The 24198-nt window shown below is 66.9% G+C and carries 26 protein-coding genes and 1 pseudogene; 13 read left to right on the top strand and 14 right to left on the bottom strand.

Annotated features, from left to right (window positions below):
• Positions 1-22: 22 nt before the first annotated feature.
• Complete coding sequence (locus tag AC1VVG_RS12640; protein WP_482835713.1) at positions 23-1270, bottom strand: glycosyl hydrolase family 28-related protein; 1248 nt, start codon at positions 1268-1270, stop codon at positions 23-25.
• A gap of 410 nt (positions 1271-1680) precedes the next feature.
• Positions 1681-3072: a right-handed parallel beta-helix repeat-containing protein gene (locus tag AC1VVG_RS12645; protein WP_482835714.1), complete on the bottom strand. Its 1392-nt coding sequence runs from the start codon at positions 3070-3072 to the stop codon at positions 1681-1683.
• A 229-nt stretch (positions 3073-3301) separates the two neighbouring features.
• Here AC1VVG_RS12645 and AC1VVG_RS12650 point away from each other — a divergent pair, with 229 nt between their 5' ends.
• A complete protein-coding gene (locus AC1VVG_RS12650; protein ID WP_226228033.1) occupies positions 3302-3634 on the top strand; it encodes a hypothetical protein in 333 nt (110 codons plus the stop codon).
• Positions 3635-3676: 42 nt separating this feature from the next.
• Here the strand turns inward: AC1VVG_RS12650 and AC1VVG_RS12655 are convergent, their stop codons facing one another.
• Positions 3677-4417, bottom strand: a complete 741-nt coding sequence (locus tag AC1VVG_RS12655; protein ID WP_482835715.1) for an SDR family NAD(P)-dependent oxidoreductase — start codon at positions 4415-4417, stop codon at positions 3677-3679.
• 115 nt (positions 4418-4532) lie between these two features.
• On the opposite strand from AC1VVG_RS12655, the gene AC1VVG_RS12660 reads away from it, so the two are divergent.
• Positions 4533-5156 carry a TetR/AcrR family transcriptional regulator gene (locus tag AC1VVG_RS12660; RefSeq protein ID WP_034190703.1) on the top strand — a complete coding sequence of 208 codons (624 nt, stop codon included), beginning with the start codon at positions 4533-4535 and terminating at the stop codon, positions 5154-5156.
• A gap of 40 nt (positions 5157-5196) precedes the next feature.
• On the opposite strand, the gene eco is transcribed toward AC1VVG_RS12660, so the two are convergent.
• Positions 5197-5697, bottom strand: a complete 501-nt coding sequence (gene eco / locus AC1VVG_RS12665) for a serine protease inhibitor ecotin (RefSeq protein WP_034190702.1) — start codon at positions 5695-5697, stop codon at positions 5197-5199.
• Positions 5698-5840: 143 nt separating this feature from the next.
• Between eco and AC1VVG_RS12670 the strand changes: the two genes are divergently transcribed.
• Positions 5841-6155, top strand: a complete 315-nt coding sequence (locus AC1VVG_RS12670) for a hypothetical protein (RefSeq protein ID WP_034190701.1) — start codon at positions 5841-5843, stop codon at positions 6153-6155.
• A 196-nt stretch (positions 6156-6351) separates the two neighbouring features.
• Here the strand turns inward: AC1VVG_RS12670 and AC1VVG_RS12675 are convergent, their stop codons facing one another.
• Positions 6352-6753 (bottom strand): hypothetical protein, encoded by a 402-nt coding sequence (locus AC1VVG_RS12675; protein WP_175027596.1) that lies wholly within the window; start codon positions 6751-6753, stop codon positions 6352-6354.
• Between the two features lie 117 nt (positions 6754-6870).
• Between AC1VVG_RS12675 and AC1VVG_RS12680 the strand changes: the two genes are divergently transcribed.
• Together AC1VVG_RS12680 and AC1VVG_RS12685 are read left to right on the top strand one after the other, a co-directional pair.
• Positions 6871-7251, top strand: a complete 381-nt coding sequence (locus tag AC1VVG_RS12680) for a DUF5594 family protein (protein ID WP_034190699.1) — start codon at positions 6871-6873, stop codon at positions 7249-7251.
• Positions 7252-7433: 182 nt separating this feature from the next.
• Entirely contained in the window at positions 7434-8801 is a 1368-nt protein-coding gene (locus AC1VVG_RS12685) for an MFS transporter (protein WP_482835716.1), read from the top strand.
• 19 nt (positions 8802-8820) lie between these two features.
• Here AC1VVG_RS12685 and AC1VVG_RS12690 read toward each other — a convergent pair whose 3' ends face one another.
• The 3 genes from AC1VVG_RS12690 to AC1VVG_RS12700 all read right to left on the bottom strand — a co-directional run bounded on the left by AC1VVG_RS12690 (position 8821) and on the right by AC1VVG_RS12700 (position 11160).
• The gene (locus tag AC1VVG_RS12690) at positions 8821-9411 is read right to left on the bottom strand and encodes an AAA family ATPase (RefSeq protein ID WP_034190827.1); all 591 of its coding nucleotides are present in this window, start codon (positions 9409-9411) and stop codon (positions 8821-8823) included.
• A complete protein-coding gene (gene otsA / locus AC1VVG_RS12695; protein ID WP_034190697.1) occupies positions 9404-10825 on the bottom strand; it encodes an alpha,alpha-trehalose-phosphate synthase (UDP-forming) in 1422 nt (473 codons plus the stop codon). The genes AC1VVG_RS12690 and otsA overlap by 8 nt, the downstream gene beginning before the upstream one ends.
• Positions 10826-10962: 137 nt before the next feature.
• Entirely contained in the window at positions 10963-11160 is a 198-nt protein-coding gene (locus AC1VVG_RS12700; protein WP_080287933.1) for a hypothetical protein, read from the bottom strand.
• Between the two features lie 286 nt (positions 11161-11446).
• On the opposite strand from AC1VVG_RS12700, the pseudogene AC1VVG_RS12705 reads away from it, so the two are divergent.
• Together AC1VVG_RS12705 and AC1VVG_RS12710 are read left to right on the top strand one after the other, a co-directional pair.
• Positions 11447-11998, top strand: a pseudogene (locus AC1VVG_RS12705) (hypothetical protein).
• Complete coding sequence (locus AC1VVG_RS12710) at positions 11995-12489, top strand: hypothetical protein (RefSeq protein ID WP_034190695.1); 495 nt, start codon at positions 11995-11997, stop codon at positions 12487-12489. The pseudogene AC1VVG_RS12705 and the gene AC1VVG_RS12710 overlap by 4 nt, the downstream one beginning before the upstream one ends.
• Before the next feature lie 66 nt (positions 12490-12555).
• Here the strand turns inward: AC1VVG_RS12710 and AC1VVG_RS12715 are convergent, their stop codons facing one another.
• Both AC1VVG_RS12715 and AC1VVG_RS12720 read right to left on the bottom strand, forming a co-directional pair.
• Complete coding sequence (locus AC1VVG_RS12715) at positions 12556-13893, bottom strand: ABC transporter ATP-binding protein (protein WP_069245685.1); 1338 nt, start codon at positions 13891-13893, stop codon at positions 12556-12558.
• Positions 13894-13915: 22 nt separating this feature from the next.
• A complete protein-coding gene (locus AC1VVG_RS12720) occupies positions 13916-15673 on the bottom strand; it encodes an ABC transporter permease (protein ID WP_034186229.1) in 1758 nt (585 codons plus the stop codon).
• Between the two features lie 448 nt (positions 15674-16121).
• On the opposite strand from AC1VVG_RS12720, the gene AC1VVG_RS12725 reads away from it, so the two are divergent.
• Positions 16122-16388, top strand: coding sequence for a double-stranded DNA-specific endonuclease (locus AC1VVG_RS12725; protein WP_027786765.1), 267 nt, complete (start codon positions 16122-16124; stop codon positions 16386-16388).
• A gap of 42 nt (positions 16389-16430) precedes the next feature.
• Here the strand turns inward: AC1VVG_RS12725 and AC1VVG_RS12730 are convergent, their stop codons facing one another.
• Positions 16431-17747: an ATP-binding protein gene (locus AC1VVG_RS12730; protein ID WP_482835717.1), complete on the bottom strand. Its 1317-nt coding sequence runs from the start codon at positions 17745-17747 to the stop codon at positions 16431-16433.
• On the bottom strand, positions 17731-18456 hold the full coding sequence (locus AC1VVG_RS12735) for a response regulator (protein WP_006493394.1): 726 nt from the start codon (positions 18454-18456) through the stop codon (positions 17731-17733). The genes AC1VVG_RS12730 and AC1VVG_RS12735 overlap by 17 nt, the downstream gene beginning before the upstream one ends.
• 224 nt (positions 18457-18680) lie before the next feature.
• Here AC1VVG_RS12735 and AC1VVG_RS12740 point away from each other — a divergent pair, with 224 nt between their 5' ends.
• A complete protein-coding gene (locus tag AC1VVG_RS12740; RefSeq protein ID WP_482835718.1) occupies positions 18681-19232 on the top strand; it encodes a Spy/CpxP family protein refolding chaperone in 552 nt (183 codons plus the stop codon).
• Between the two features lie 70 nt (positions 19233-19302).
• Here the strand turns inward: AC1VVG_RS12740 and AC1VVG_RS12745 are convergent, their stop codons facing one another.
• Positions 19303-20001, bottom strand: a complete 699-nt coding sequence (locus AC1VVG_RS12745; RefSeq protein ID WP_034186232.1) for a pirin family protein — start codon at positions 19999-20001, stop codon at positions 19303-19305.
• A 362-nt stretch (positions 20002-20363) separates the two neighbouring features.
• On the opposite strand from AC1VVG_RS12745, the gene AC1VVG_RS12750 reads away from it, so the two are divergent.
• The 4 genes from AC1VVG_RS12750 (at position 20364) to AC1VVG_RS12765 (ending at position 23561) form a co-directional block, all read left to right on the top strand.
• A complete protein-coding gene (locus AC1VVG_RS12750; protein WP_049030099.1) occupies positions 20364-21146 on the top strand; it encodes an ABC transporter substrate-binding protein in 783 nt (260 codons plus the stop codon).
• A 217-nt stretch (positions 21147-21363) separates the two neighbouring features.
• Positions 21364-22053 carry an ABC transporter permease gene (locus AC1VVG_RS12755; RefSeq protein WP_034186233.1) on the top strand — a complete coding sequence of 230 codons (690 nt, stop codon included), beginning with the start codon at positions 21364-21366 and terminating at the stop codon, positions 22051-22053.
• Positions 22050-22763, top strand: a complete 714-nt coding sequence (locus AC1VVG_RS12760) for an ABC transporter permease (protein WP_034186234.1) — start codon at positions 22050-22052, stop codon at positions 22761-22763. The genes AC1VVG_RS12755 and AC1VVG_RS12760 overlap by 4 nt, the downstream gene beginning before the upstream one ends.
• 18 nt (positions 22764-22781) lie before the next feature.
• A complete protein-coding gene (locus AC1VVG_RS12765; RefSeq protein ID WP_034186235.1) occupies positions 22782-23561 on the top strand; it encodes an ABC transporter ATP-binding protein in 780 nt (259 codons plus the stop codon).
• A gap of 54 nt (positions 23562-23615) precedes the next feature.
• On the opposite strand, the gene AC1VVG_RS12770 is transcribed toward AC1VVG_RS12765, so the two are convergent.
• Positions 23616-24113 (bottom strand): GNAT family N-acetyltransferase, encoded by a 498-nt coding sequence (locus AC1VVG_RS12770; protein WP_059560407.1) that lies wholly within the window; start codon positions 24111-24113, stop codon positions 23616-23618.
• Positions 24114-24198 lie beyond the last annotated feature (85 nt).

The following is a 24198-nucleotide window of genomic DNA, read 5'->3' on the forward strand; positions in this document are numbered from 1 at the left end:
CGCCACGAGCTTGCGCTGTCCGTCAAGGAGCAAAGTTCAATCCGATAACTTTATTCGCCCCAGTACCATTATCGACCAAGTTCTTAATCAAATTCCCATAAGCCCTGTTTCCACTAATAATATAGCGATCAGACGCACCGGTGCTAACAACAATTCCATAATTATTTGGCTGAGTTGTCGGATCATAAGCACCGGCTGTTACGCCAGTAATTGTGAAATCACACACCCCCGGGCCAGCCACAACACCATAAACAAAACCAGCACACATACCATTAGAAATGCTTACATTTTTAACGTGAGCACCCTGAAACAATATTCCAGATTGAGATGGCCCATAGTCGTTGTGAACTACAAAACTGGAAATATTTACATCCGCAACAACGCCTGAACTTCCGTCAATAAATATTCCGTTTCCACCACCGCTCGCCGGACTTGCCCAGACGTTGGTAAACTTCACCCACAAAACGTTGCCACCGGCGGCAGGCTGTATTGTTACGCAATTACCAGTGCAAGTATCAAAATAGGTATTGGTTGCAAAAATTGCTTGTGCTGTGCTTCCGGACCCAGGGTTTACAAGAAGAGCCGTTCCCTGGCCGACAATATCACTGTTGTCCAGCATCAACGCTCCAACCGCAACCACATTAATTCCATAGGTTGGGGACGCGACAGTATCGTTGATGAAGATCAACCCGTCCAACCGAACATCGGTTCCGGGAACGTTGATCCATATCCCACCTCCTCCGGGCGAAGTGGACGCCGGAGTCGCATTATGAAATATGCAATCGCGAACAGAGACTGGAGCAGCAGGTGAATTTATATTTACCGCGCAATAATGCCCATCAAATCTGCACTTCTCAATATGACCAAACGCCCCAGTCAGTAAAACAAACGAACCCGCAGTTCGCGTAACTGATGATGCGAATCCAAGACCCTCGACTCCGGAATCCCAGCCTGAAATAGTCAACACATCTGCCGTCGCGGAAGCTGTCGACAGAATGGACCCTTGCGATCCTGACCCAGAAAAGACTATCCCTCGGACAGTGGAGTTGATAACAGACGAGACACGGTATGTGCCAGCCGGAAAAAACACGATTCCTCCGGCGCCAAGAGAATTCACAGCTGCCTGAATGGCTGCAGTATCATCATTCGCCCCATCCCCTACAGCACCAAAGCTCTTGACGTTTGCAACGTCGCTGGCCATTGTTCTCAAGGTACGGGCAACAGCGCCGCTTCCCCCGACAGTTACTGTATCCAAAGAAACGTCCGTCATAAGAAAGGCTCCCAATCATTGATCACGGGGGTGGCGTCTATTGGCACCGGCATCGATCACACGTTGACGTCGTTGATGAAGTCATAGATGTCCAACGGGCACTCGAAACGAAGTGGCTGGCATGAGCCCTCCTCTCGGTCTAGCATCATCGCGCGTTTCGTCTGACGTGAAAAGCCCGCTCGGCGCGGGCGCACACGCAAGCAGCGGCGAGTTCGAATGCGTATACGCGCCCCAGCAGGCGCACCATCAGCGGCTCATCATTAGGGGCGCTTTTGGGGGCACAACTTTTGCGATCAACCCCACAATCCTTTCCCGACATGGTGATGTGAATCCTGTCAGGACCAACATTTCCCGCACTTCCCCTGCTCGAGCCCCACCCGCCCGCCGCCGGAACCGCCCCCCCTACCTCCTCACATCAACCCCGTCCTCACCTGCGGCATCAAACTCGCATCCGCCCCCGTCACGGAAAACGCCCCTTTCGCAGCCGACACCCCCGCCGGCTGCGCCACCAAGCTGCCATCGCCTAACCGATTCGCATCGACGACCATCTGGCTCGCCGCACACCCGCTCGCCAGCAGCGACACGGGCGAACCGGCGATCGACGAGAACGTGTTCCCCGTCACGCTGAACGAGCACACGTTCCCATACGCCCGGAAACCCGCATAACCGGAGCCGGACACGCTGTTGCCCGTCACCGCGACATTCGTCACCGTGCCCGTCGACGTGTCCAGTTCGAGCGCCGCCTGCTGCGTCGGCTGCAGCCCGTTGTTTGCGTTCGAGTTCTGGATGTTGGTCACGACGTTGCCGCTAATCATCACGTTCGACGCACCGAACGAGTTCCAGCTGTCCTCCTGCGCCACCAGGATGCCCGCCGCCTTCTGCACGCCGTCGACCGTGTTGTTCGAGATCGTCACGGCCTGGCCGCCGACCACCGCCATGCCGCGCCCCCACACGTTGCCGGACACCGCGTTATGGTCGATCAGCACATTGCTGCTGACGCGGCCGTCCCCCCGATAGCTGACGACCGCGATCATGTCGTCGCCGGTGGCCGTCACCGTATTGTTCTGCACGAGCACGTTGATCGAGCCGTTGGTCGTATGGATCCCGTCCGCCAGTGTGGCGCTCACCGTATTGCCGACAATCGCGACGTCGCTGCCGCCGAACACGAAGATCCCGGCGCTGGCGCCGCCCTGGATCGTCACGCGCAGCACCTGGACGCCCGCACCGGTCACGTCGACCTTGGTTGAGGCCGGCGTCGTGAGCCGCGTCGTGCCGGTACCGACCAGCGTCACGCCCACGAGCGTCGAACCGGTACCGCTCATCACGATCGTCTGGTCCGCGGGATTCGTGGCGGCCAGCGTCGCGCCGTATCCGGAAATCACCGCCTGCGGCACGCTGACCGTGAGCGAATGCCCGACGACGTAACGCCCCGGCGAGATGACGAGGCGCTGGCCGGCCTTCAGGCTGTCGAATGCCTTTTGCAGCGCGTCGGCCTGATCGCCGCCGTTGGCTGCCGGATAGACGGTCACATCCGCGACGAGCCCGGAATTGGCACCCTGCGTGGGCGCGCGCGCCGCGCCGGGCGTCGTGCCGGCCGCGGTGGACGCGGGCACGGGGCTGGCGGGATTCGCCGACGACGGCGAACCGCCGGACGCCGCGCTGGCAGGCTCGGCAGGCGATGCCGGCGGAACGGGTGTGCCCGCAACGGTCTGCGCGGGCGGCGCCGCACTGTCGCCGCCACCGCCGCACGCGGCAACGACAAGGCAAAGCGCGGCGAGCATCGCGCGATCGACTATATGCATAGGATTTCTGACGGACCGGAGGTGGCGTCATCCTAAGGATGCGTCGCGCCTTTGTAAATGAGGCCTTCGTCCGCCCCGGCGCACTGTATGTCCGACGCACGAACCGTTGGCGCGCCTCTCCGATTCATCGCCGTGTCATGCGACATGTGATCGCACTTTGTCCGTGCACCACGGTGAGGCACCGCGCATTGCGTAGAATCCCGAACCTTCGCTCGCATCGGACCCGATCATGATTCGAACCATCGCGGCACTGGCCGCCCTTTCGGCGCTGACCTGCACGGCGAACGCCACCGACCTCGGCACGGCTCGCGCCACGCAGCGCTATGTCAGCCCGGGCATCGCCAACGTCACGACGGCGGCAGCACCACTTCGGGACAGCACATCGCCCGACGCACGCTGCCGCGAACTGGCCGCGCGCATTGACGCGGTCACGCACGCCCCCGACCGCGGCCACAAGGTCGTGCGCCGCGTCGGCCCGGACGGCAAGCCGCGCAACGAACTGCACGCCTACGACAAACGGGCCGACCTCGAAACCGAGCATCAACGGCTCGGCTGCCGATAACGAACGTCGCGCCGCCCGGCCGGATCCCGCCGGGCCCGGCCCTTACGCGTTCGCACCGCCGTCGATCGTCAGGCCCGTGCCGTTGATCGACCGCCCTTCCGGCCCGACGACGAAGGCCACGAGCGCGGCGACGTCATCGGCCTTGCCGTACTGCGGAATCGCCATGCGCGAACGCTGCGCACTGGCGTGTTCGCCGTCGGCCGGATTCATGTCGGTATCCGTCGAACCCGGATGCACGATATTGACCGTGATGCCGCGCGAGCCGAGGTCGCGTGCGAGCCCCTGCGTCCAGCCGATCAGCGCGGCCTTGCTCGCCGCATAGAGACTCATTCCCGCATCGGGCACGCGCGTCGCGAGGCAACTGCCGGTCGACACGATGCGCCCGCCCTCCCCGAGATGGCGCGCCGCCGCCTGCGACGCGACGATCACCGCGCGCACGTTCACGTTCAGCGTCGCGTCGATGTCGTCGAGCGTAAGGTCGTCCAGCGCGCCGGCCCGGAAAATCCCCGCGTTGTTGACGAGGATGTCGAGGCCGCCGAGCGCCTCCGCGGCACAGTCGACCGCGTCGCGCACGGCAACCGGATCGGCGCTGTCGGCCTGGATCGCGACGGCGCGGCGGCCCTGCGCCTCGATGCCCGCGACGACGGCCTGCGCCCGCTCGGCCGATTTCTCGTACGTGATCGCGACATCCGCGCCCTCGTCCGCCAGCCGTTTCGCGATCGCCGCGCCGATGCCGCGGCTGCCGCCGGTGATGAGTGCACGCTTGCCCTGAAGTCGGTTCATGTCGGTTCCTTTCCTTATTTATGTAACGACCGACACAGAATGTAGCGAGTTGCGTCGCACAGTCAATTGATTTATTTTATCGATCGATACAGAAATCGACGCAGGGATGGACGCAATGGCTGAACGGGGCCGACCGAGAAGCTTCGACAAGGAAGCGGCGCTGGATCGCGCGATGGAGGTGTTCTGGCGCCTCGGCTACGAAGGTGCGTCGATGACGGACCTGACGGCCGCGATGGGCATCGCGTCGCCGAGCCTGTATGCGGCGTTCGGCAGCAAGGAAGCGTTGTTCCGGCAGGCGCTCGAGCACTACGTCGCGACGGAGGGACGGGAAATCTGGGGTGGCGTCGAACGGGCGGACAGCGCACACGACGCCGTGCGGAACTACCTGATGGATACGGCGCGCGTGTTCACGCGGCGCTCGAAGCCTCCCGGCTGCCTGATCGTGCTGTCGGCGCTGCATCCGGCCGAACGCTCCGACACGGTCCGGCAAACGCTGATCGGGATGCGCGAGGGCACGGTCGAGGCGCTGCGGGATCGTCTCCGGCACGGCGTCGCGACCGGCGAGATCTCGGCGCACGCGAACCTCGATGCAATCGCCCGTTACTACGTGACGGTTCAACAGGGCATGTCGATCCAGGCGCGCGACGGCGCGAGCCGCCGCGATCTGGAGGCCATCGCGCAGGCCGCGCTGGGCGCATGGCCCGCGCTCGTCGGTGCGGGCAGCACGGGCGGCGCGTAGCGTCTGGACACTGCCGCACGCAACCGCGCCGGCGGATGGCTTACTGCTTCGTGGCCTGCTGCACGTCCTTCGACGCATGCCACACGCGATAGCGCACCTCGAAGCCGTCCGGCACATAGACGACGAGCGGCAGGCGGCTGTTGTAGCGCAGCAGCTGGCCGTCGCCGCGCACCTGCACGAATCGTTGCTGCGGCGCCTGTCCCGGGCACGCCATCAGCGTCGATGCCGGCCCCTTCACGTCGGTGAGCTGGTAGTACGTATAGCCCCAGCCCTTCACGTCCTCGGCGGTCAGCTCGCCGCCGAACCATTGCTGGTTGCAGTCGGTCTGCAATGTCTTGCCGATCATCAGCTCGACACGCGCATCGCCTTCGTTCTCAAGCGCGGGCAGCCCGATCACGACGCGCTGCTGGCCGGCCGCCGCCTGCGGAAACATCTTGATCGACTCGGCCGGCACGGCGGGCGCCGATGCGGGGCTCGCCACGCACGCGGCGGCAGTCGTTACGCAGATAGCGGCCAGGGCGGCCCGGATCGCGAATTTCATCGATGTGCTCCTGAAAAACAAAAGAGCCCCGGATGCTAACACTTTCGCATCAAGACCTTACTGAGCTGTAATTTGCGGACACAATTGCAAACAGCTGTCGGTTCCCGTGCGCGGTACTTATACGGCAACCAACGGAGAACATCATGCTGAAGCTCATTGCTGCCGCCGGCGTCGCGACCTTGCTGGCCGGCTGCGTCGTCGCCCCGGACGCCGGATACGGCTACGGACAGCCCTATTATTCCGATCCCGGCTACGCATACGCGCCGTCGCCCGTGTACGGCACGGTCAACATCTGGGGCGGAGGCGGCGGGCGCGACTGGGATCGCGGCCGCCGCGACTACCACCGCTGGGACGGCGATCGCGGCAACCGCGGCAACGGCTGGGGACGCGGCGGACGCCGCGGCGACTGGAACGACGGCGGCGGGCGCGGCGACGGCGGTGGCGGCCATCGTCACTGACGCGCAATTGCAACCGTTTGTATCCGCGCACGGCCCGCCGGTGGCCGGTCGCGCGTCACGCAGGCGAACGGATGGCCGCACAAAAGCACAGGCCCTCGCATGAAGCGAGGGCCTTTTGTCGTCCGGTCCCGCGAATGAACCCCGGCGGGTGCCGGCCTGCCGGCGCCCTGTCCGTTCACGCGTCGCGTGCGCCCGCTTACCAGCCGGCCGGCTGCGCGTAGCCGCCCCGCACCGGCGCACCGCACACATACGCGCGCTGGTAACGGTCGTAGCAATAGTTCGGACCGTCGTCCTGGTACTGCGCCTGCTGATAGGTCGGATACGCCGGCTGCTGGTATGCCGGCGCCTGGTAGTACGTCGGCGGCTGATAGGCCGGTGCCTGGTAGGCGGGCGCCTGATACGCGACGGGCGGATTCATCGCGGACGTCACGATCGCGCCCAGCACCGCGCCGCCGATCAATGCGCCGATGACGGCGCCGCCGTCGCGGCCATGCGCGGACGCCGGGCCCGCGATGGCGAGCGAACCGGCGAGGACACACACTGCGGCAATCTTTTTCATGATGGACTCCCACGCGAAGTGGTACTGGATGCGATGCATTGTGGCGACACGCGGCCGTAATAGATGCAGCAAGTGGTAACGCGCGATTACCGGCATCGGGCCCACCGGAACGCCGCGCCGCCGTGCTACGATTTTCGGCATACAGGAGACGCCTTCATGCAGCCCGAAACCGCCCGCCGTTTCGATACCGAATTCGCGCCGCGCATCGCGCAGGCAATCGCCGCCTTCTTCGCCGAGCACGTACTGACCGACGTCGTCCCGTACGGTGGCCACGGGCATCCGACGCGCGTGCAGATCCGCAGCGCGCCGCACGAGCATGTGAGCGGCTTCGAGCATCCGCTGAATCTCGAGCTGACCTGGGACACCGACGAAATCGAGCGGCTGATGGAGCCGGACGGCCCGCAGCGCTTCGAGCACTACCTGGCCGCGCTGCCGAGAAAGCTGGGCGCGTGGCAAGGTGCGCGGGACATCGATCTCGCGTCGCGCACGCAGGCCGATCCGCTCGTGCGGCTCGGCGGCCTCGACTTCGAAGGCTGAGTGCCCGCGCCGGCCCGCGGCCGCGCATGCCGGCGTCGCGTCATGCAGCCCGGTGATACACTCGACCGGCCCCGTTCCGGTGCCGCCGCACCGAGCGGACCGTTCATCGCCGCCACCCTCGCGCATGGTTGCGCACGCAACCGGCAACCGGGTGCGCGGACAACCAAGCTCTCGCTCCCGTCATGAACGCCGATACCGGCCTGCCGCTTCCGCAACGCTACTGGGCGATCGTCTGCGTCGCCCTGGGCATCACGCTCGCCGTGCTCGACGGCGCCATCGCGAACGTCGCGCTGCCGACGATCGCGCGCGACCTCCACGCGTCCGACGCCGCATCGATCTGGATCGTCAACGCATACCAGCTCGCGGTCACGATCACGCTGCTGCCGCTCGCGTCGCTCGGCGAGCGCATCGGCTATCGCCGCATCTACATCGCCGGGCTCGCGCTGTTCACCGCGGCCTCGCTCGGCTGCGCGCTGGCCGGCTCGCTGCCGATGCTGGCCGTGATGCGCGTGATCCAGGGGTTCGGCGCGGCCGGCATCATGAGCGTCAATGCGGCGCTCGTGCGGATGATCTACCCGTCGTCGATGCTCGGGCGCGGGCTGTCGATCAATGCGATGGTCGTCGCGCTGTCGTCGGCGATCGGGCCGACGGTCGCCTCCGCGATCCTGTCGTTCGCATCGTGGCCGTGGCTGTTCGCGGTCAACGTGCCGATCGGCATCGCCGCGGTCCTCGGCAGCCTGCGCGCGCTGCCGGCCAACCCGCTGCACGACGCGCCTTACGATTTCCCGAGCGCGCTGATGAACGCGTGCGTGTTCGGCCTGCTGATCACGGCCGTCGACGGGCTCGGCCACGGCGAACGCCATGCGTACGTCGCGGCCGAGCTGGCGGTGGCGTTCGTCGTCGGCTACTTCTTCGTGAAGCGCCAGCTGTCGCAGCCGGCGCCGCTGCTGCCCGTCGACCTGATGCGCATCCCGATGTTCGCGCTGTCGATCTACACGTCGATGGCATCGTTCACGTCGCAGATGCTTGCGTTCGTCGCGCTGCCGTTCTGGCTGCAGAACTCGCTCGGCTTCTCGCAGGTCGAGACGGGCCTCTACATGACGCCGTGGCCGCTCGTGATCGTGTTCGCCGCGCCGCTCGCGGGCGTGCTGTCGGACCGCTATTCGGCCGGCATCCTCGGCGGGATCGGGCTCGCGTTGTTCGCGGCCGGGCTGCTGTCGCTCGCGACGATCGGCGCGCATCCGGGCACCGTCGACATCGTGTGGCGGATGGCGCTGTGCGGCGCGGGCTTCGGGCTGTTCCAGTCGCCGAACAACCGCGCGATGCTGTCGTCCGCGCCACGCGAGCGCAGCGGCGGCGCGGGCGGCATGCTGAGCACCGCGCGCCTGACCGGCCAGACGCTCGGCGCCGCGCTGGTCGCGCTGATTTTCGGGCTGTCGCCCGATCGCGGGCCGACGATCGCGCTCTATGTCGCCACGGCATTCGCGGCGGTGGCGGCCGTCGTGAGCGTGCTGCGCATCACGTCGCCAAGGCCGGACACGGCGACCTGAGACTACCGCGCGACGGGCGTCACGCGCCGTCGAGCGCGTCCATCACGAAGCGCACGCGCGCCTTGACGCCGACGCGCGGCAACTCGATCAGCCGGTAGCCGTACGACGTGTAGCACTCGACCATCGCGTCGTAGGTCCGCTCGGCTTCCGCGAAATCCTGCCGGCGCTCGGTGTCCTGCGCATAGATGTCGGGCCACGGCGGCGCGATGAACACGCGCCGGTGATAGCGAAAACGGCGGGCCGCCGCTTCCGCGTGCGCGGGGACCGGCAGGCCCGTCAGCCGCAGGTAGCCGACCACGTCCGGCACGCCGCGATCGAAGAACACGGGCCCGCGCGCCTGCCGCGCGAGGTGGTACGAACGCATCTCCCAGCTCAACATCAGCTCGGCGAACGCCGCCGGGTCGCGCCACGGCAGCGCGAGGCCGTCGATCGCCATCTGGTCGCGGATCACGCCGCGCCCGGCTTCCTGCGAGCGCGCAAAGCCGGCGCGCTCCAGCGCATCGAGCAGCGTGCTCTTGCCCGAACCCGGGCCGCCCGTCACGACGAAGAAACGGCCGGCGGCGTCCGTCTCTTCGTCCTCGGCACCCGCGCCCGGGGCGAACTCACGCATGCGCGACGCGCCGGCCCGCACGCCGCGTGACCGACGCGGCCGCCGCGACGCTGCGCAGGTCGGCGACGAACGTGTCGCGCCAGACCGACAGGTCGTTTTCACGGAGCCGCGCGAGGTTTTCCTCGTGACGCGCCTGCCGTTCCGCAAGCGGCATCGACAGCGCACGTTCGAGCGCTTCCGCCATCTGCGACAGGTCGTACGGATTGACGAGCAGCGCACCGGTCAGCTCGGCCGCCGCACCGGCAAACTCCGACAGCACCAGCACGCCGGGATCGGCCGGATCCTGCGCTGCGACGTACTCCTTCGCGACGAGGTTCATCCCGTCGCGCAGCGGCGTCACGTAGCCGACCTGCGACATCCGGAAAAACGCCATCAGCAGGTTGCGTTCGTACTTGCGGTTCAGGTACTGGATCGGCGTCCAGTCGAGTTGCGAGAAGCGGCCGTTGATGCGGCCGGCTTCGCCTTCGAGCGTTTCGCGAATGTCCTGGTAGGTCTGCACGTCCGAACGCGTCGGCGGCGCGATCTGCAACAGCGACACGCGCCCCTGCCAGCCCGGCGCGTTCGCGAGCATCCGCTCGAACGACTGGAAACGTTCCACGAGCCCCTTCGAGTAGTCGAGACGGTCGACGCTCATCACGAGCTTGCGGCCGTCGAGCGCCTCGCGCAGCATCTTCACCGGCTTGCGCGTGCCGTACTGGACGGCCGCCTGCGCGATCGCGTCGGGATGCACGCCGATCGGATAGGCGGCGACCTTCACGACACGGCCGTGCGCATGCAGCATCCCGTCGTCGCTGGCCGCGCCGATTCCGCGCCGTTCGATGTAGTCGGTGAACGCCTGCTTGTCGGCGTCGGTCTGGAAGCCCGCGACGTCGTACGCGCACATGAACTTCACGAGTTCCTCGTGCGGCGGCACGAGGCGCAGCATGTCGGGCGACGGAAACGGGATGTGCAGGAAGAAGCCGATCGGGTTCTTCACGCCGAGCTCGCGCAGGTAATGCGCGAACGGCAGCAGATGGTAGTCGTGCACCCAGATCAGGTCGTCGGGCCGCAGCAGCGCGGCGAGCTGCTTCGCGAGCATCGCGTTCACGCGCAGGTAACCGGCGTACTCCTGACGATCGAAGCGCGCGAGATCGCCGCGGTAGTGGAACACCGGCCACAGCGTCGCGTTCGAGAAACCGCGGTAGTACTGGTCGTAGTCGCGCCGGGTCAGGCCGACCGTCGCGTACGTGACGTTGCCGTCCCGCTGGATCGCGGGTTCGGCGTCGGGCGCGCCGACGATCTCGCCGTTCCAGCCGAACCAGACGCCCCCGCTTTCCTTCAGCGCGTCCATCACGCCGACGGCCAGGCCGCCCGCGCTCGGGCGCGTGTCCTCGCCGGCGGCGACACGGTTCGATACCACGATCAATCTGCTCATGCGGTTTCCCTCCTCGATTCGATAAGCTCGCGCGCGGCGCGCGCCGAAGCGGGCGCGGCGGCCCGAAGGCGGCCGCGCGGCGATTCAGTTCCGAGAAATGCAATGAAATACGGCGGTGGAATGCAACGCCGACGACATCAAGCGTCCTGCTCCTGACCGAGGTCGCGTTGATAGTCGAGCCCTTCCGGGCGAGCGCCGCCCTGGTTGTGATCGCCGTCGGACGGCGTCTCGTCGGGCGCGCCGGCGGGCGGCGCCGGTGGCGCGTCGGTCCGCGGACGCGGGCGGTCTGCTCCCGCGTCGGGCGGCCGGTGTGACAACCGTTTTGAACGGCGCATGGCTGGGTGTCTCATGTGCGGCGCGGCTCGAGGCCGTCGGAGAAACATTCCATAGCAAAACAGTCTAGGTCGGTTCGCGGCACGCCAAGGTAACAATTACCTTCAATTTGTAACGTTTCGACCCCTCGCCAATCATCTATCCGACAATAGCGCCGCGCGTGCGCGCGGCATGCCGGCCGGCGATTTGTCAAAGCTTTGCAATTTTCCTATGACAATTGCGAAACAATGATGCGGCATCAGGGCGTGCATGCGCCGCCGCTCACCCAGACAGGACTTGCACTCAGGGATGAACATTCGCTTCGAATCGCCGCGTCGGGCCATGCCGGCGCGCATCGTGCTGGCCGTCATCGCCACGGCCGCACTGCTGTCAGGCTGCAACTCGCTGTACAGCGAAGGCGCGACGGCCGGCGCCGGTATCGCGGGCGCCGCGATCGCGTCCAAGGTCACGAACAACGCCGCCGTCGCGACGGGTATCGGCCTCGGCGCCGTGGCCGGCGCGCGGGCCGGCGTCTAATACTCGCAGCGCGTCGCCCACCGTTACACCCAGGAACAGATCGCGAAGGCGGCCGGCCCGCTCGATGTGGGCGGCGTCGCGCCGTGGTCGACGCACCACTCGTTCCCGATCGAGGACGACGAACAGGGCCGCGTGACGGTCAGCCGGATGATCAGCGTCGGCCCGCTCGACTGCAAGGAAATCGTGTTCGCGGTCGACACGCCGGCGAAGGCCGACAAGGCCGCGCAATCGGCGTTCTACGTCGCCACCATCTGCCGCGACGGCCCCGCATGGAAATGGGCGTCCGCCGAGCCGGCGACCGAGCGCTGGGGCGCGCTGCAATGAGCGTCGCCCTCCGTCTCGCGGCCATCGGCGCGCTGTGCGCGGCAACCGCCGCGCTGTCCGGCTGCGGCTCGGTCGGCGCGGCAAGCGGCGCGCTGGCCGGCGCGGCGACGGGCCTCGTCACCGCGAATCCGGCGGTCGGCGTCGGCGTCGGGATCGCCGTGCAGGCCGCGACCGACGAGGCCGTCAACCGCACGATGAAGCAACTCCATCAGAACCAGCAGGACGCGATCGCGAAGACGGCCGGCGGCCTGGCCGTCGGCGAAGTGAAACCGTGGAAGGTGAAGAACACGCTGCCGCTGGAAAACGGCGAAGGCGAAGTGCGCGTCACGCGCGCGTACGCGTCGGCGCTCGCGATCTGCAAGGAATTCGCGTTCTCGGTGAAGGACGGCGACAAGGCCGACTGGTATTTCGCGAATGCATGCCAGCAAGGCACGCACTGGAAGTGGGCGTCGGCGGAGCCGGCGGTCGACCGGTGGGGGAACCTGCAGTAACGGACGATGCGCGCCGCGTCACGCGCGGCGCCTGCGAATGCTGGGCCGACGGCCCGGCATCGTCGATCAGGACTCGACGTCCTCGAGACTGAAGATCTCGGTCTGGTCGTTGTACGAGAAGATCTCGCCGTAACGGCCCCAGTCGATCACCGCGTCGAGCGTTTCCTCGGCCGCGCCGTCCGACAGCGAATCCTCCAGCTCCTGCTCGAAGCGCACGCGCGGCGCGCGATGGCCCGGGCGCTCGTTCAGCACCTTCTTGATCCGGGCCGCCAGCGGCACGTGCTTCAGCAGATGATCGGCAAACATCAGCTTGCGCTCCTGCGTGCCGAATTCCGCGAACACGCGCCCCGGCGGCGTCAGGAACACATCGCCTTCGCGCACGTCCGCGAAACCGAGGTACTGCAGCACTTCGGCGATCGGGAACAGGTCGTCGACTTCCAGATGCAGCGTACGCGCGATTTCCGGCATGTCCGCGCGGCCGTGGTACGGCGCCATCGCGAGCGTCTCGATCAGGCCGGCCATCAGGTTGGTCGACACCTGCGGCAGCCAGCTGCCGAGTTCGAGTCCCTTCTTCGTCGCCTCGCCGGTCTGGCGCGCCGTCATCTTCGCGTAGATGTCGTCGACCAGCTTGCGGAACGCCGGGTCGAGCCGGTTGCGCGGATGCTTGAACGGCACCTTGATCTCGGCGATCACGCGGCCCGGGTTCGACGACAGCACGAGGATCCGGTCGCACATGAACACGGCTTCCTCGATGTTGTGCGTGACGATCAGCACCGACTTGATCGGCATGCGGCCCTGCGTCCACAGATCGAGCAGGTCGGTACGCAGCGTTTCGGCCGTCAGCACGTCGAGCGCCGAGAACGGCTCGTCCATCAGCAGGATCGTCGGGTCGACCACGAGCGCGCGCGCAAAACCGACGCGCTGGCGCATGCCGCCCGACAGCTCGCGCGGGTACGCGTTCTCGAAGCCGTCCAGACCGATCAGGTCGATCGCGGCCAGCGCGCGCTCGCGCCGCTCGCGCGCGCCGACGCCGAGCGCCTCGAGGCCGGCTTCCACGTTCTGCAGCACGGTGAGCCACGGGAACAGCGCGAAGGTCTGGAACACCATCGCGACGCCTTCGGCCGGGCCGGTCAGCGGCTTGCCGAGGTAGGTCACCTCGCCGCCGGTCGGTTCGATCAGGCCGGCGATGATGCGCAGCAGCGTCGACTTGCCCGAGCCGGAACGGCCGAGCAGCCCGACGATCTCGCCTTCGCGCAGCGACAGGTTCGCATCGTCGAGCACGAGCAGTTCGCCCTGCGTCTTGTTGAAGCCGCGGCAAACGTGATCGACGCGCAGGATTTCCTCACCGAGGCGCGGCGGCTGGGACGTCTGGACGGGGGCGTTTACAGCATTCGGATTGTGCATCGCGTTTCGCTCTCAATCGATCTCAGTCGAGCCGCAGCTTCGCTTCGGCGAAAGCATACAGCGGCCGCCACAGCAGGCGGTTGAACAAGGTGACGAACAGGGACATCACGGCGATGCCCAGGATGATCTTCGGGAAATCGCCGGCGGCCGTGGTCTGCGCGATGTACGCGCCGAGGCCGTGCGCCTCGATCTTGGTGTTGCCCCACTGCACGGCTTCCGACACGATGCTCGCGTTCCATGCGCCGCCCGACGCGGTGATCGCGCCGGTCACGTAGTACGGGAAGATGCCGGGCAGGATCGCCTGCCGCCACCACTGCCAGCCGCGGATGCGGAAATTCGTCGCCGCTTCGCGATAGTCGTTCGGGTAGGACGTGGCACCGGCGATCACGTTGAACAGGATATACCACTGCGTGCCGAGCACGATCAGCGGCGACAGCCAGATGTCCGCGTTCAGGTGGAAGCGCGCGATCACGATCACGAACACCGGGAACAGCAGGTTGGCCGGGAACGCGGCGAGGAACTGCGCGAGCGGCTGCAGCTTCTCGGCCAGCTTCGGGCGCAGCCCGATCCATACGCCGATCGGCACCCAGATCACCGACGCGATCGAGATCAGCACGACCACGCGCAGCAGCGTGATGAGCCCGAGCGTGATCACGTGGCCGACCTCGGCCATCGTCACGCCGGTCGCGACGAAGCTCACGACGCGCCACACGATGTAGGCCGTGCCGACCAGCACGAGGATCGCCCACGCGATGTCGACGGTGCGCGACGCCTTCTTCTCGACGCGCGGCAGCGAAAACCGCATCGCGCCCGACAGCGGCAGGCGCAGCGGAATCCGTGCGGCCTTCGCGAAGAACCAGCCGGCCGGCACGAGCAGCTGATGAATCAGGCGCGTGCGGCGCACGAGGTCGAGCAGCCAGGATTGCGGCGCATCGCCCGACGCGGTGTTCTCCATCCGGAACTTGTCGGCCCACGCGATGAGCGGCCGGAACAGGAACTGGTCGTACGCGAGGATCACGACGGTCATCGTGAGGATCACCCAGCCGATCGCGCCGAAGTTCTTGTCCGAGATCGCCTGCGCGAGATACGCGCCGATGCCGGGCAGCGTGATCGTCTGGTTGCCGACCGTGATCGCCTCCGACGCGACGACGAAGAACCAGCCGCCCGACATCGACATCATCATGTTCCAGATCAGGCCCGGCATCGAGAACGGCACTTCGAGCTTCCAGAAGCGCTGCCACGACGTCAGGTGGAAACCGCGCGACACTTCGTCCAGATCGCGCGGCACCGTGCGCAGCGACTGGTAGAAGCTGAACGTCATGTTCCACGCCTGGCTCGTGAAGATCGCGAAGATCGCCGCGAGCTCGGCGCCAAGCACGCGGCTCGGGAACAGCGCGAGGAAGAACGTGACGGTAAACGAGATGAAGCCGAGCACCGGCACCGACTGCAGGATGTCGAGGATCGGGATCAGCACCATGCCCGCGCGACGGCTCTTGGCCGCGAGCGTGCCGTAGACGAGCGTGAACGCGAGCGACGCGACCATCGCCGCGAGCATCCGCAGCGTGGTGCGCAACGCGTATTCGGGCAGGTTCGACGGGTCGAGCGAGATCTTCTGCGTCTGCAGCGTGCCGATCGGCGCCATCGTTTCGTGGAAACCGACGACCGCCATCGCGATCAGGCAGATGATCAGCGGAAACGCGATGAAGTCCCAACGGTTCGGCAGAACGCGCCACGCGGACGCGTTGGCGGTCCGGTTCGGATTGAAGAATCCGACATTCATCAGGCGCCCTCCCCGGTAAGGCCGAACGAAGCCGGCAGTCGATGTTGATTCATGGCAAAGCGCACGGGCGCGGTAATTCTCGATTGACTGACGATCTCGCGCACGCGCGATGCGCCGTGCGTGCACGCTGCGCCCGCGCTCCCGGGGGCGAGTCGGCCCGCGACGGCACGACACTACACCAACCTGTATTTCAGGTTCAACCGTCCGGGGTCGGTGCACCGATCGTGCCCGACGCGCGGGCGGACGGCCGGTGCGCGGTACGGAGCAGCCCGGCCTGAGTCCTTCGGCCGGCAGCAGGCCCGAATTATGCCGTGATCCGGCCCGGCCGGGAACCCGCCAGCCCCACACGGGCGCAAACCGTGTCGGACATCAGGGGCCGAATACGGTGAAGCGGGTATGATCGGGGCTAGCCCCCTTGGGGATCGACCGACGAGCGGGAGGAAAGGGAATGGCAGGAAACTTGGTGATCGTCTGCCGCGATCAGGATGCCGACGCGTTCTACGAACTGATGCAGGAGTACGGGTCGTTCCAGACGCGGCTGTCGTCGACCGCATGGTACCTGAATATGAACGTCGTGCCGGAATCGCTGCAGGAGGAAATCCTGGAGCGCCTCGGCCGGTATACGACCGTCTACATCTTCGAGGCCACCAGCGTGACCTACAACACGATCGACAGCAACGCGGCCGAGACGCTCGGCACGCTGTTCGGCGAATGACGCCGCGCGGCGCCCGCCCGGCCGGGCAGGCGCCGCAGCCGCCTACGCGGCCTGTGCGTGGGGTTCGTCCTTCGGCACGGCCTCGAACGGGAACGTCATCGCGACGCGCAGACCGCCCTCGGGGCGGTTGCCGATGTCGCACGCCCCGCCCAGCCTGAGCACCAGCCGCTCGACGATCGCAAGCCCGAGCCCGCTGTGGCCGTTCCCGCCGCGCGCGGGGTCGAGCCGCACGAACGGCCGCGTCGCGGCCGCCAGATCGCGCGGCGCAATCCCGCCACCGCTGTCGCTGACCGACAACACATAGCCGGCCGGCGTGCGCGCCGTTTCGACAAGCACCGGCGGTGCGCCATACGCATGCGCGTTGTCCAGCAGGTTCGACAGGATCCGGTCGAGCGTGGCCGTCGGCAGCCGGAAACCCGGATCGGCATCGAGCCGGGTCTGGACCGTCGGCGCATTCGGCGCGACCGCGCGATAGCTGCGCGCGATCCGCTCGCATGTCTGGTCGACCGGCACCGGTTCGCTGCGGTCGGACCCGCCGTGCGCGAACACCAGGAACTGGTCGACGATGTGCGACATCGAGTCGACATCGCGCACGACGCCGTCGCGCAACCGCGCGTCGTCCATCATTTCCGCCCGCAGGCGCATCCGCGCCAGCGGCGTGCGCAGGTCGTGCGCGACGCCCGCCAGCATCACCGCGCGATCGTTCTCGGCCTGCGACACCTGCTCCACCATCTGGTTGAAGCCGTGCGTGAGCTGGCGCAGCTCGCGCGGGCCGCGCTCGCGCAGCGGCGGCACCGGCTGCCCGCGGCCGAAACGCCCGACCGCGCGCGCGAGCGAGCGCAGCGGCTGCTGCAGCTGCCAGGCCGCGAACAACGCGGCGATCACGCCGGCCGAGAAGATCGTGCCGAGCCACAGCAGCATCCGGTCGAGCGAGCGCGGCGGCCGCAGCGGCTGCACGGGCACCACGATCCAGTTGCGATCGGCCGGCTCCTTCACCCACAGCACGGGCGGATGGCCCGGCGTGCCGATCTCGACCTGCGTGCCGGGCGGCATGCGCTCGCTCACGTCGTCGCGGAACCGCTTGAGCGGCGGCGGCAACGCCGAATCGCCGCCCTTCGGGACGTCGGCGCTTTCCGGCGGCACCAGCCGCACACGCGACGGCAGCGGCTGGTCGGGCGTGCGCTCGACGTGCTGGCGCACGGCGTCGACAAGGAACGCGGCTTCCTCGACCGCATAACGCGTCTGCATCTGGTTGCGCTCGAGCCGCATCGCGAAGAACCACGCGAAGTGCGACAGGAGCAGGACACCGATGACGAGCAGCGCCAGCCGCCCGAACAGTGAATCAATGGGTTTGCGCATGAGCCTCGCCGTCGGGCACGAACACGTAGCCGCGCCCGCGCACCGTCTGGATGAAGCGCGGCGTCGACGGATCCGTTTCGAGGATGCGGCGCAGGCGCCACACCTGGACGTCGATGCCGCGGTCGGTACCGTCGTACTCGGGCCCGTGCAGCAGCTCGAGCAGCCGCTCGCGCGTGAGCGTGCGCAGCGCGTGGTTCACGAAGATCTTCAGCAGCGCGAATTCGCTGCTCGACAGCGTGGCTGGCTTGCCGTCGACCGACAGCGTGCGCGCCTGGAAGTCGAGCAGGAAACGGCCGAACGCGAACGGCTCGCGCTGTTCGGGCGCTGCCGCCGACGGCGTCGCGCGGCGGCGGCGCAGCACCGCCTGCACGCGCGCGAGCAGCTCGCGCGGGTTGAACGGCTTGCCGAGGTAGTCGTCCGCGCCGAGTTCGAGCCCGACGATGCGATCGACGTCGTCCGCCCGCGCGGTGAGCATGATCACGGGGATGTCGTCGCCGGCCGCGCGCAACTGGCGCAGCGCGGTCAGGCCGTCCACGCCCGGCATCATCAGGTCCAGCACGATCAGGTCGGGCCGCTCGCGCTCGAGGCGCTTCTCGAGCGTCGCCGCGTCGTGCAGCACGGACACTTCCATCCCCTGGCGCACGAGATAGTCGCGCAGCAGGTCTCGGAGTTCTTGGTCGTCGTCGACGATGAGGATCTGGGTAGTCATGGCTCGAAGTTTACCGCGCGAGGGCGGAGTCGAAGAACGAAACAAAGGGACGAAAGGGTTACTGCGGGTTACCGCGCAAGGGAACTGTAATGCACGGTAACCGGGCCGCCGCCCCACGTAACACCGGCCGGAGCCTGCATCGCTAACCTGCGTCTTACCGGATGCGGTACCCGGCTTTTCCGGCACCGCATCGCCGGACCCTTTGGATACAAGGAGTTTCTGAAATGTATAAGAAGACTTCCCGCGTGGCCATCGCGGCCGCCGCCGTGCTCGCTCTCGCCTTCGGCACCGCGCATGCCGCGCAGCCCAACGACATGCCGCCTCCGGGCGGCCCCGGCATGCACCAGATGCACGGCGGGCACGAAGGCGGCCCGTTCGGCGCGATCATGAAACTGCACGACCAGCTGAAGCTCAACGCGTCGCAGGAACAACAATGGCAGGCGGCCGTCAACACGATGAGGCAGAACCATGACGCGATGCGCAAGAACCACGAGCAGGTGCGCGAGCAGTTCAAGGCGCAGCAGAACCAGCCGATCCTCGACCTGAGCGCGATGCATTCGGCACGCCAGCAGGCCGAAGCGCAGAACGCGCAACTGCGCGAGCAGACGTCGGCTGCGTGGCTCACGTTCTACAACGGGCTGAACGACCAGCAGAAGACGACGGTCAGCACGGCGCTCAAGCAGCAGTACGCGAAGATGGAACAGCGTCACGAGAAGATGAAGGAGCGCTGGGAGCAGCATCGCGCCGCCAAGGGCGCATCGGCGCCGGCGCAGTAAGCCGGCGGGCCGCTTCCCGGAGCGGCGCCGAAGGGGACGCGGGCACAGGCCCGCGTCCCCTTTTTTCGTTTCAGGCGACGTCGAACAGCAGTACTTCGGCCGCCCGGCCGCGCGCGAACGCCACCGCGTCCACGCCGCCGATCCGCGCGCCGTCGCCGGCGGCCAGCGCGCGGCCGTTGACCTCGATGTCGCCGCGCGCCACGTGCACGTAGGTGCTGCGCCCCGCGCGGACCTCGAAGGTCACCCCCTCGTCGCCGTCGATCAGCCCCGCGAAGATGCGGGCATCCGCCCCCATCGACAGCGCGCCGTCGCCGCCGCCGGGCGCCGCGACGAGCCGCAGCCGGCCGCGTTTCTCGGCGGCGGCGAAATGCCGCTCCTCGTAACCGGGCCGCCCGCCCCGCTCGGCCGGCTGCAGCCAGATCTGCAGCAGATGCAGCGGACGGTCGCGCGACGCGTTGGTTTCGCTGTGCACGAGCCCCGTCCCGGCACTCACCCGCTGGACGCCGCCGGCGCGGACGATCGCGCCGCAGCCGAGGCTGTCGCGGTGCGCGAGCGTGCCGTCCAGCACGTAGGTCACGATCTCCACGTCGCGACGCGGCTGCATCCCGAACCCGCGCGTCGGCGCGATCAGGTCCTCGCTCAGCACGTGCAGCGCGCCGACCGGCGGATGCGCGTTCGCGGCGCGGCCCGCCGACGAAAAGCTGTGACTCGATTCGAGCCAGCCTTGGCGCGTGTGGCAACGGTCTTCGGCGCGGCGGATCTGGAACATGGCGCGGGCACTCCGGGGGCAGATACTTGTTCGGGTTTACCGCCACTGTAGGGGGACACCGAACGCGCCACAATCCGCCGCCAATGCACAGCATTGTTGCGTTCTCGCAACCAATCGCCAAAATATTCTTTGTCAATACCACGATTGCCGCAACAGCCGATTCGAAGAATCGATCGGTCGCGCCGGATTGCCGTTTTCCGGGAATCGCGTTCGGGTAAAATACCGCCCTTTTGGCGTTCGCCGTTCCGGCGGCGCCATCGCCAGAGCGCCGTCCGGCGAATTTTGGCCGTCTAGAATACGCCGCGGCGCCCGGTCCCGCCGGCCGCGAGCGCCCCCGGAAAGTCAGCAACAGAAGGATGGAAATGAAGAAGGCCGCCCTGTGCGCCGCCCTCGCCCTCGTGGCGGGCAGCGCCTTCGCGAAGGAGTGGAAGACCGTGCGGATCGGCGTCGATGCCAGCTACCCGCCGTTCGAGTCGACCGCGCCGAGCGGCGAGATCGTCGGTTTCGACGTCGATCTCACCAAGGAAATCTGCAAGCGGATCAACGTGAAATGCGTGTGGGTGGCGCAGGATCTCGACGGGATCATCCCGGCGCTGAAGGCGAAGAAGTACGACGTCATCGTGTCGTCGCTGACCGTCACGGACAAGCGCCGCGAGCAGATCGACTTCTCCGACAAGGTGTATGACGCGCCGGCCCGGATGATCGCGAAGACCGGCTCGCCGCTGCTGCCGACGGTCGCGTCGCTGAAGGGCAAGCGTGTCGGCGTCGAGCAGGGTTCGACGCAGGAAACCTACGCGAAGACGTACTGGGAACCGCAGGGCGTGACGATCGTTCCTTACCAGAACCAAGACCAGGTCTACACCGATCTCGGCTCGGGCCGCCTCGACGCGACGCTGCAGGACGAGTTGCAGGCCGACTACGGCTTCCTGCGCACGCCGCGCGGCAAGGGCTTCGCGTTCGCCGGGCCGGAAGTGAAGGATCCGAAGACGATCGGCGACGGCACCGCGATCGGCCTGCGCAAGGACGATACGGACCTGAAGCTCAAGATCAACCAGGCGCTGGCCGACATGCACAAGGACGGCACGTACGACCGGCTGTCGCACAAGTACTTCTCGTTCAGCGTCTATTCGGCGCCGGCCCGCTAAGCGCCGACAAGAAGAAGCAACGGATGCGGGGGCGGCCCCGTGTCCACGCAGTAAAGGCAGTCAACCACGCGCCGCCCGCCCCCTTGCCCGCCGCTCGCGCGACGGGCTCGCCCGGCACCGTTGCCGGGGCGGACGGTCATGATACGCACGGGGCGTTCCGCGCAGCTTGGCGGGCGCGTCTTTCGCGGCGCACCGCGTGCGCCGTCAAGGACCACATATGTTTCTACAAGGTTACGGCCCGCTGATCCTCGCTGGCACCTGGCAAACCGTCAAACTGGCGGTGCTTTCGCTCGCGCTGTCGTTCCTGCTGGGGCTGCTCGGCGCAGGCGCGAAGCTGTCGCGCAACCGCGTGACGAACGGCATCGGCACCGTCTACACGACGCTGATCCGCGGCGTACCCGACCTCGTGCTGATGCTGCTGCTGTTCTACAGCCTGCAGATCTGGCTGAACATGGCGACCGACGCGCTCGGCTGGGACCAGATCGACATCGACCCGTTCCTCGCCGGCGTGCTCGTGCTCGGCTTCATCTACGGCGCGTACTTCACCGAGACCTTCCGCGGTGCGTTCCTGTCGGTGCCGCGCGGCCAGCTCGAGGCCGGCAGCGCATACGGGATGACGAACTGGCAGGTGTTCACGCGAATCATGTTCCCGCAGATGATGCGCTTCGCGCTGCCGGGCATCGGCAACAACTGGCAGGTGCTCGTGAAGTCGACCGCGCTGGTGTCGATCATCGGCCTCGCCGACGTCGTGAAGGCCTCGCAGGACGCCGGCAAGGGCACGCTGCGGTTCTTCTTCTTCACGCTGATCGCGGGCGCGGTCTACCTCGCCATCACGACGATCTCGAACTTCGTGCTGATGTGGCTCGAAAAGCGCTACTCGACCGGTGTCCGCAAGGCTGACCTATGATCGAACTCATCCAAGAATACTGGCGCAACTATCTCTACACCGACGGCTATCGCATCACCGGTGTCGCGATCACGCTGTGGCTGCTCGTCGTGTCGATCGGCCTCGGCTTCTGCCTGTCGATACCGCTCGCCGTGGCGCGCGTGTCGAAGAAGAAGTGGCTGTCGAGCGCCGTGTGGCTGTACACGTACGTGTTCCGCGGCACGCCGCTCTACGTGCAGCTGCTGCTCTGCTACACGGGCCTCTACAGCCTGCAGGCCGTGCGCGGCACGCCGGTGCTCGATGCATTCTTCCGCGACGGGATGCACTGCACGCTGCTCGCGTTCACGCTGAACACCTGCGCATACACCACCGAGATCTTCGCCGGCGCGATCAAGGCGACGTCGTATGGCGAGATCGAAGCCGCGCGCGCGTACGGGATGTCCCCGTTCACGATGTATCGCCGCGTGATCCTGCCGTCGGCGCTGCGCCGCGCGCTGCCGCTGTACAGCAACGAAGTGATCCTGATGCTGCATGCGACCACCGTCGCGTTCACCGCGACCGTGCCGGACATCCTCAAGATCGCGCGCGACGTCAACTCGGCGACCTACATGTCGTTCCATGCGTTCGGCATTGCCGCCCTGCTCTACCTCGCGATCTCGTTCACGCTCGTGTGGCTGTTCCGCCAGGCCGAGCGTCGCTGGCTCGCGTATCTGCGCCCGCAAGGCAAGTAAGTTTTCGCAGGACTATTGATGAACTCCCAGACTCAGAAGCTTTTCGTCGACGATCTGCACAAGCGCTACGGCGACAACGAAGTGCTCAAGGGCGTGTCGCTGAGGGCGAACTCGGGCGACGTGATCAGCGTGATCGGCTCGTCCGGCTCCGGCAAGAGCACGATGCTGCGCTGTATCAACTTCCTCGAGCAGCCGAATGCGGGCCGCATCTTCGTCGACGGCGAGGAAGTGCGCACCGCGCTCGACAAGACGGGCGCGCTGCGCGCGGCCGATACGAAACAGCTGCAGCGCGTGCGCACCAAGCTGTCGATGGTGTTCCAGCACTTCAATCTCTGGTCGCACATGAACGTGATCGAGAACGTGATGGAGGCGCCCGTGAACGTGCTCGGCATCCCGAAGAAGGAAGCCGAGGACCGCGCGCGCGAGTATCTCGAGAAAGTCGGCCTCGCGCCGCGCGTCGAGAAGCAGTACCCGTCGCATTTGTCCGGCGGCCAGCAGCAGCGCGTCGCGATCGCACGTGCGCTCGCGATGCATCCGGACGTGATGCTGTTCGACGAGCCGACGTCGGCGCTCGACCCGGAGCTGGTGGGCGAAGTGCTGAAGGTGATGCAGAAGCTGGCCGAGGAAGGCCGCACGATGATCGTCGTCACGCACGAGATGGGCTTCGCGCGCAACGTGTCGAATCACGTGATGTTCCTGCACCAGGGCCGCGTCGAGGAAGAAGGCGTGCCGGCCGAGGTGTTTGCCAATCCGAAGAGCGAACGCCTGCGCGGGTTCCTGTCGGGCAGCCTCAAGTAACACGCACGAAACGCACGACGGTCGAACGGGCGCCCCGCGGCGCCCGTTTTGCGTTTACGCGGCGCTCACCGGCGCGCCGTCGGCGAACGCGCGCAGCGCGTCGCCCGCCAGCCGGTATCGCACCCATTCGCTCTGCGGCGCCGCGCCGACGCTCTCGTAGAAGCGGATCGCCGGCTCGTTCCAGTCGAGCACGCTCCATTCGAACCGCCCGCAGCCCGACTCGACCGCGATCCGTGCAAGCGTCTTCAGCAGCCGCAGCCCGGCGCCCGCCCCGCGAAAACGCGGCGACACGTACAGATCCTCCAGATACAGGCCCTGCCGCGCGAGCCACGTCGAATACGAGAAGAAATACACGGCGAAGCCGGCCGGCTCGCCGTCGACCTCGCAGATCAGCGCGCGCGCGGGCGACCCATCGCCGAACAGGCTGCGTTCGAGGGACGCGGGCGTCGCGATCACTTCGTGCTCCGCCTTCTCGTAGACGGCCAGCTCGGTGATGAAGCGCAGGATCAGCGGCACGTCGGCGACGGTGGCGCAACGGATATCGATTTGCACGGGTTGAGCCCTCCTCCGGCCCGGTTCTGAAACAGAAAGCAGCGCCGCGCACGCGCGCTGGCGCCGATCGAACCGTCATGCTACG

It is taken from the genome of Burkholderia sp. L-4 (assembly GCF_056856535.1).

Excerpts from the sequence above, each read along its gene's own strand:
- AC1VVG_RS12640 (WP_482835713.1), bottom strand. The coding sequence starts at position 1,270 with ATGACGGACGTTTCTTTGGATACAGTAACTGTCGGGGGAAGCGGCGCT.
- AC1VVG_RS12645 (WP_482835714.1), bottom strand. The coding sequence starts at position 3,072 with ATGCATATAGTCGATCGCGCGATGCTCGCCGCGCTTTGCCTTGTCGTT.
- AC1VVG_RS12650 (WP_226228033.1), top strand. The coding sequence starts at position 3,302 with ATGATTCGAACCATCGCGGCACTGGCCGCCCTTTCGGCGCTGACCTGC.
- AC1VVG_RS12655 (WP_482835715.1), bottom strand. The coding sequence starts at position 4,417 with ATGAACCGACTTCAGGGCAAGCGTGCACTCATCACCGGCGGCAGCCGC.
- AC1VVG_RS12660 (WP_034190703.1), top strand. The coding sequence starts at position 4,533 with ATGGCTGAACGGGGCCGACCGAGAAGCTTCGACAAGGAAGCGGCGCTG.
- eco (WP_034190702.1), bottom strand. The coding sequence starts at position 5,697 with ATGAAATTCGCGATCCGGGCCGCCCTGGCCGCTATCTGCGTAACGACT.
- AC1VVG_RS12670 (WP_034190701.1), top strand. The coding sequence starts at position 5,841 with ATGCTGAAGCTCATTGCTGCCGCCGGCGTCGCGACCTTGCTGGCCGGC.
- AC1VVG_RS12675 (WP_175027596.1), bottom strand. The coding sequence starts at position 6,753 with ATGCATCGCATCCAGTACCACTTCGCGTGGGAGTCCATCATGAAAAAG.
- AC1VVG_RS12680 (WP_034190699.1), top strand. The coding sequence starts at position 6,871 with ATGCAGCCCGAAACCGCCCGCCGTTTCGATACCGAATTCGCGCCGCGC.
- AC1VVG_RS12685 (WP_482835716.1), top strand. The coding sequence starts at position 7,434 with ATGAACGCCGATACCGGCCTGCCGCTTCCGCAACGCTACTGGGCGATC.
- AC1VVG_RS12690 (WP_034190827.1), bottom strand. The coding sequence starts at position 9,411 with ATGCGTGAGTTCGCCCCGGGCGCGGGTGCCGAGGACGAAGAGACGGAC.
- otsA (WP_034190697.1), bottom strand. The coding sequence starts at position 10,825 with ATGAGCAGATTGATCGTGGTATCGAACCGTGTCGCCGCCGGCGAGGAC.
- AC1VVG_RS12700 (WP_080287933.1), bottom strand. The coding sequence starts at position 11,160 with ATGCGCCGTTCAAAACGGTTGTCACACCGGCCGCCCGACGCGGGAGCA.
- AC1VVG_RS12710 (WP_034190695.1), top strand. The coding sequence starts at position 11,995 with ATGAGCGTCGCCCTCCGTCTCGCGGCCATCGGCGCGCTGTGCGCGGCA.
- AC1VVG_RS12715 (WP_069245685.1), bottom strand. The coding sequence starts at position 13,893 with ATGCACAATCCGAATGCTGTAAACGCCCCCGTCCAGACGTCCCAGCCG.
- AC1VVG_RS12720 (WP_034186229.1), bottom strand. The coding sequence starts at position 15,673 with ATGAATGTCGGATTCTTCAATCCGAACCGGACCGCCAACGCGTCCGCG.
- AC1VVG_RS12725 (WP_027786765.1), top strand. The coding sequence starts at position 16,122 with ATGGCAGGAAACTTGGTGATCGTCTGCCGCGATCAGGATGCCGACGCG.
- AC1VVG_RS12730 (WP_482835717.1), bottom strand. The coding sequence starts at position 17,747 with ATGCGCAAACCCATTGATTCACTGTTCGGGCGGCTGGCGCTGCTCGTC.
- AC1VVG_RS12735 (WP_006493394.1), bottom strand. The coding sequence starts at position 18,456 with ATGACTACCCAGATCCTCATCGTCGACGACGACCAAGAACTCCGAGAC.
- AC1VVG_RS12740 (WP_482835718.1), top strand. The coding sequence starts at position 18,681 with ATGTATAAGAAGACTTCCCGCGTGGCCATCGCGGCCGCCGCCGTGCTC.
- AC1VVG_RS12745 (WP_034186232.1), bottom strand. The coding sequence starts at position 20,001 with ATGTTCCAGATCCGCCGCGCCGAAGACCGTTGCCACACGCGCCAAGGC.
- AC1VVG_RS12750 (WP_049030099.1), top strand. The coding sequence starts at position 20,364 with ATGAAGAAGGCCGCCCTGTGCGCCGCCCTCGCCCTCGTGGCGGGCAGC.
- AC1VVG_RS12755 (WP_034186233.1), top strand. The coding sequence starts at position 21,364 with ATGTTTCTACAAGGTTACGGCCCGCTGATCCTCGCTGGCACCTGGCAA.
- AC1VVG_RS12760 (WP_034186234.1), top strand. The coding sequence starts at position 22,050 with ATGATCGAACTCATCCAAGAATACTGGCGCAACTATCTCTACACCGAC.
- AC1VVG_RS12765 (WP_034186235.1), top strand. The coding sequence starts at position 22,782 with ATGAACTCCCAGACTCAGAAGCTTTTCGTCGACGATCTGCACAAGCGC.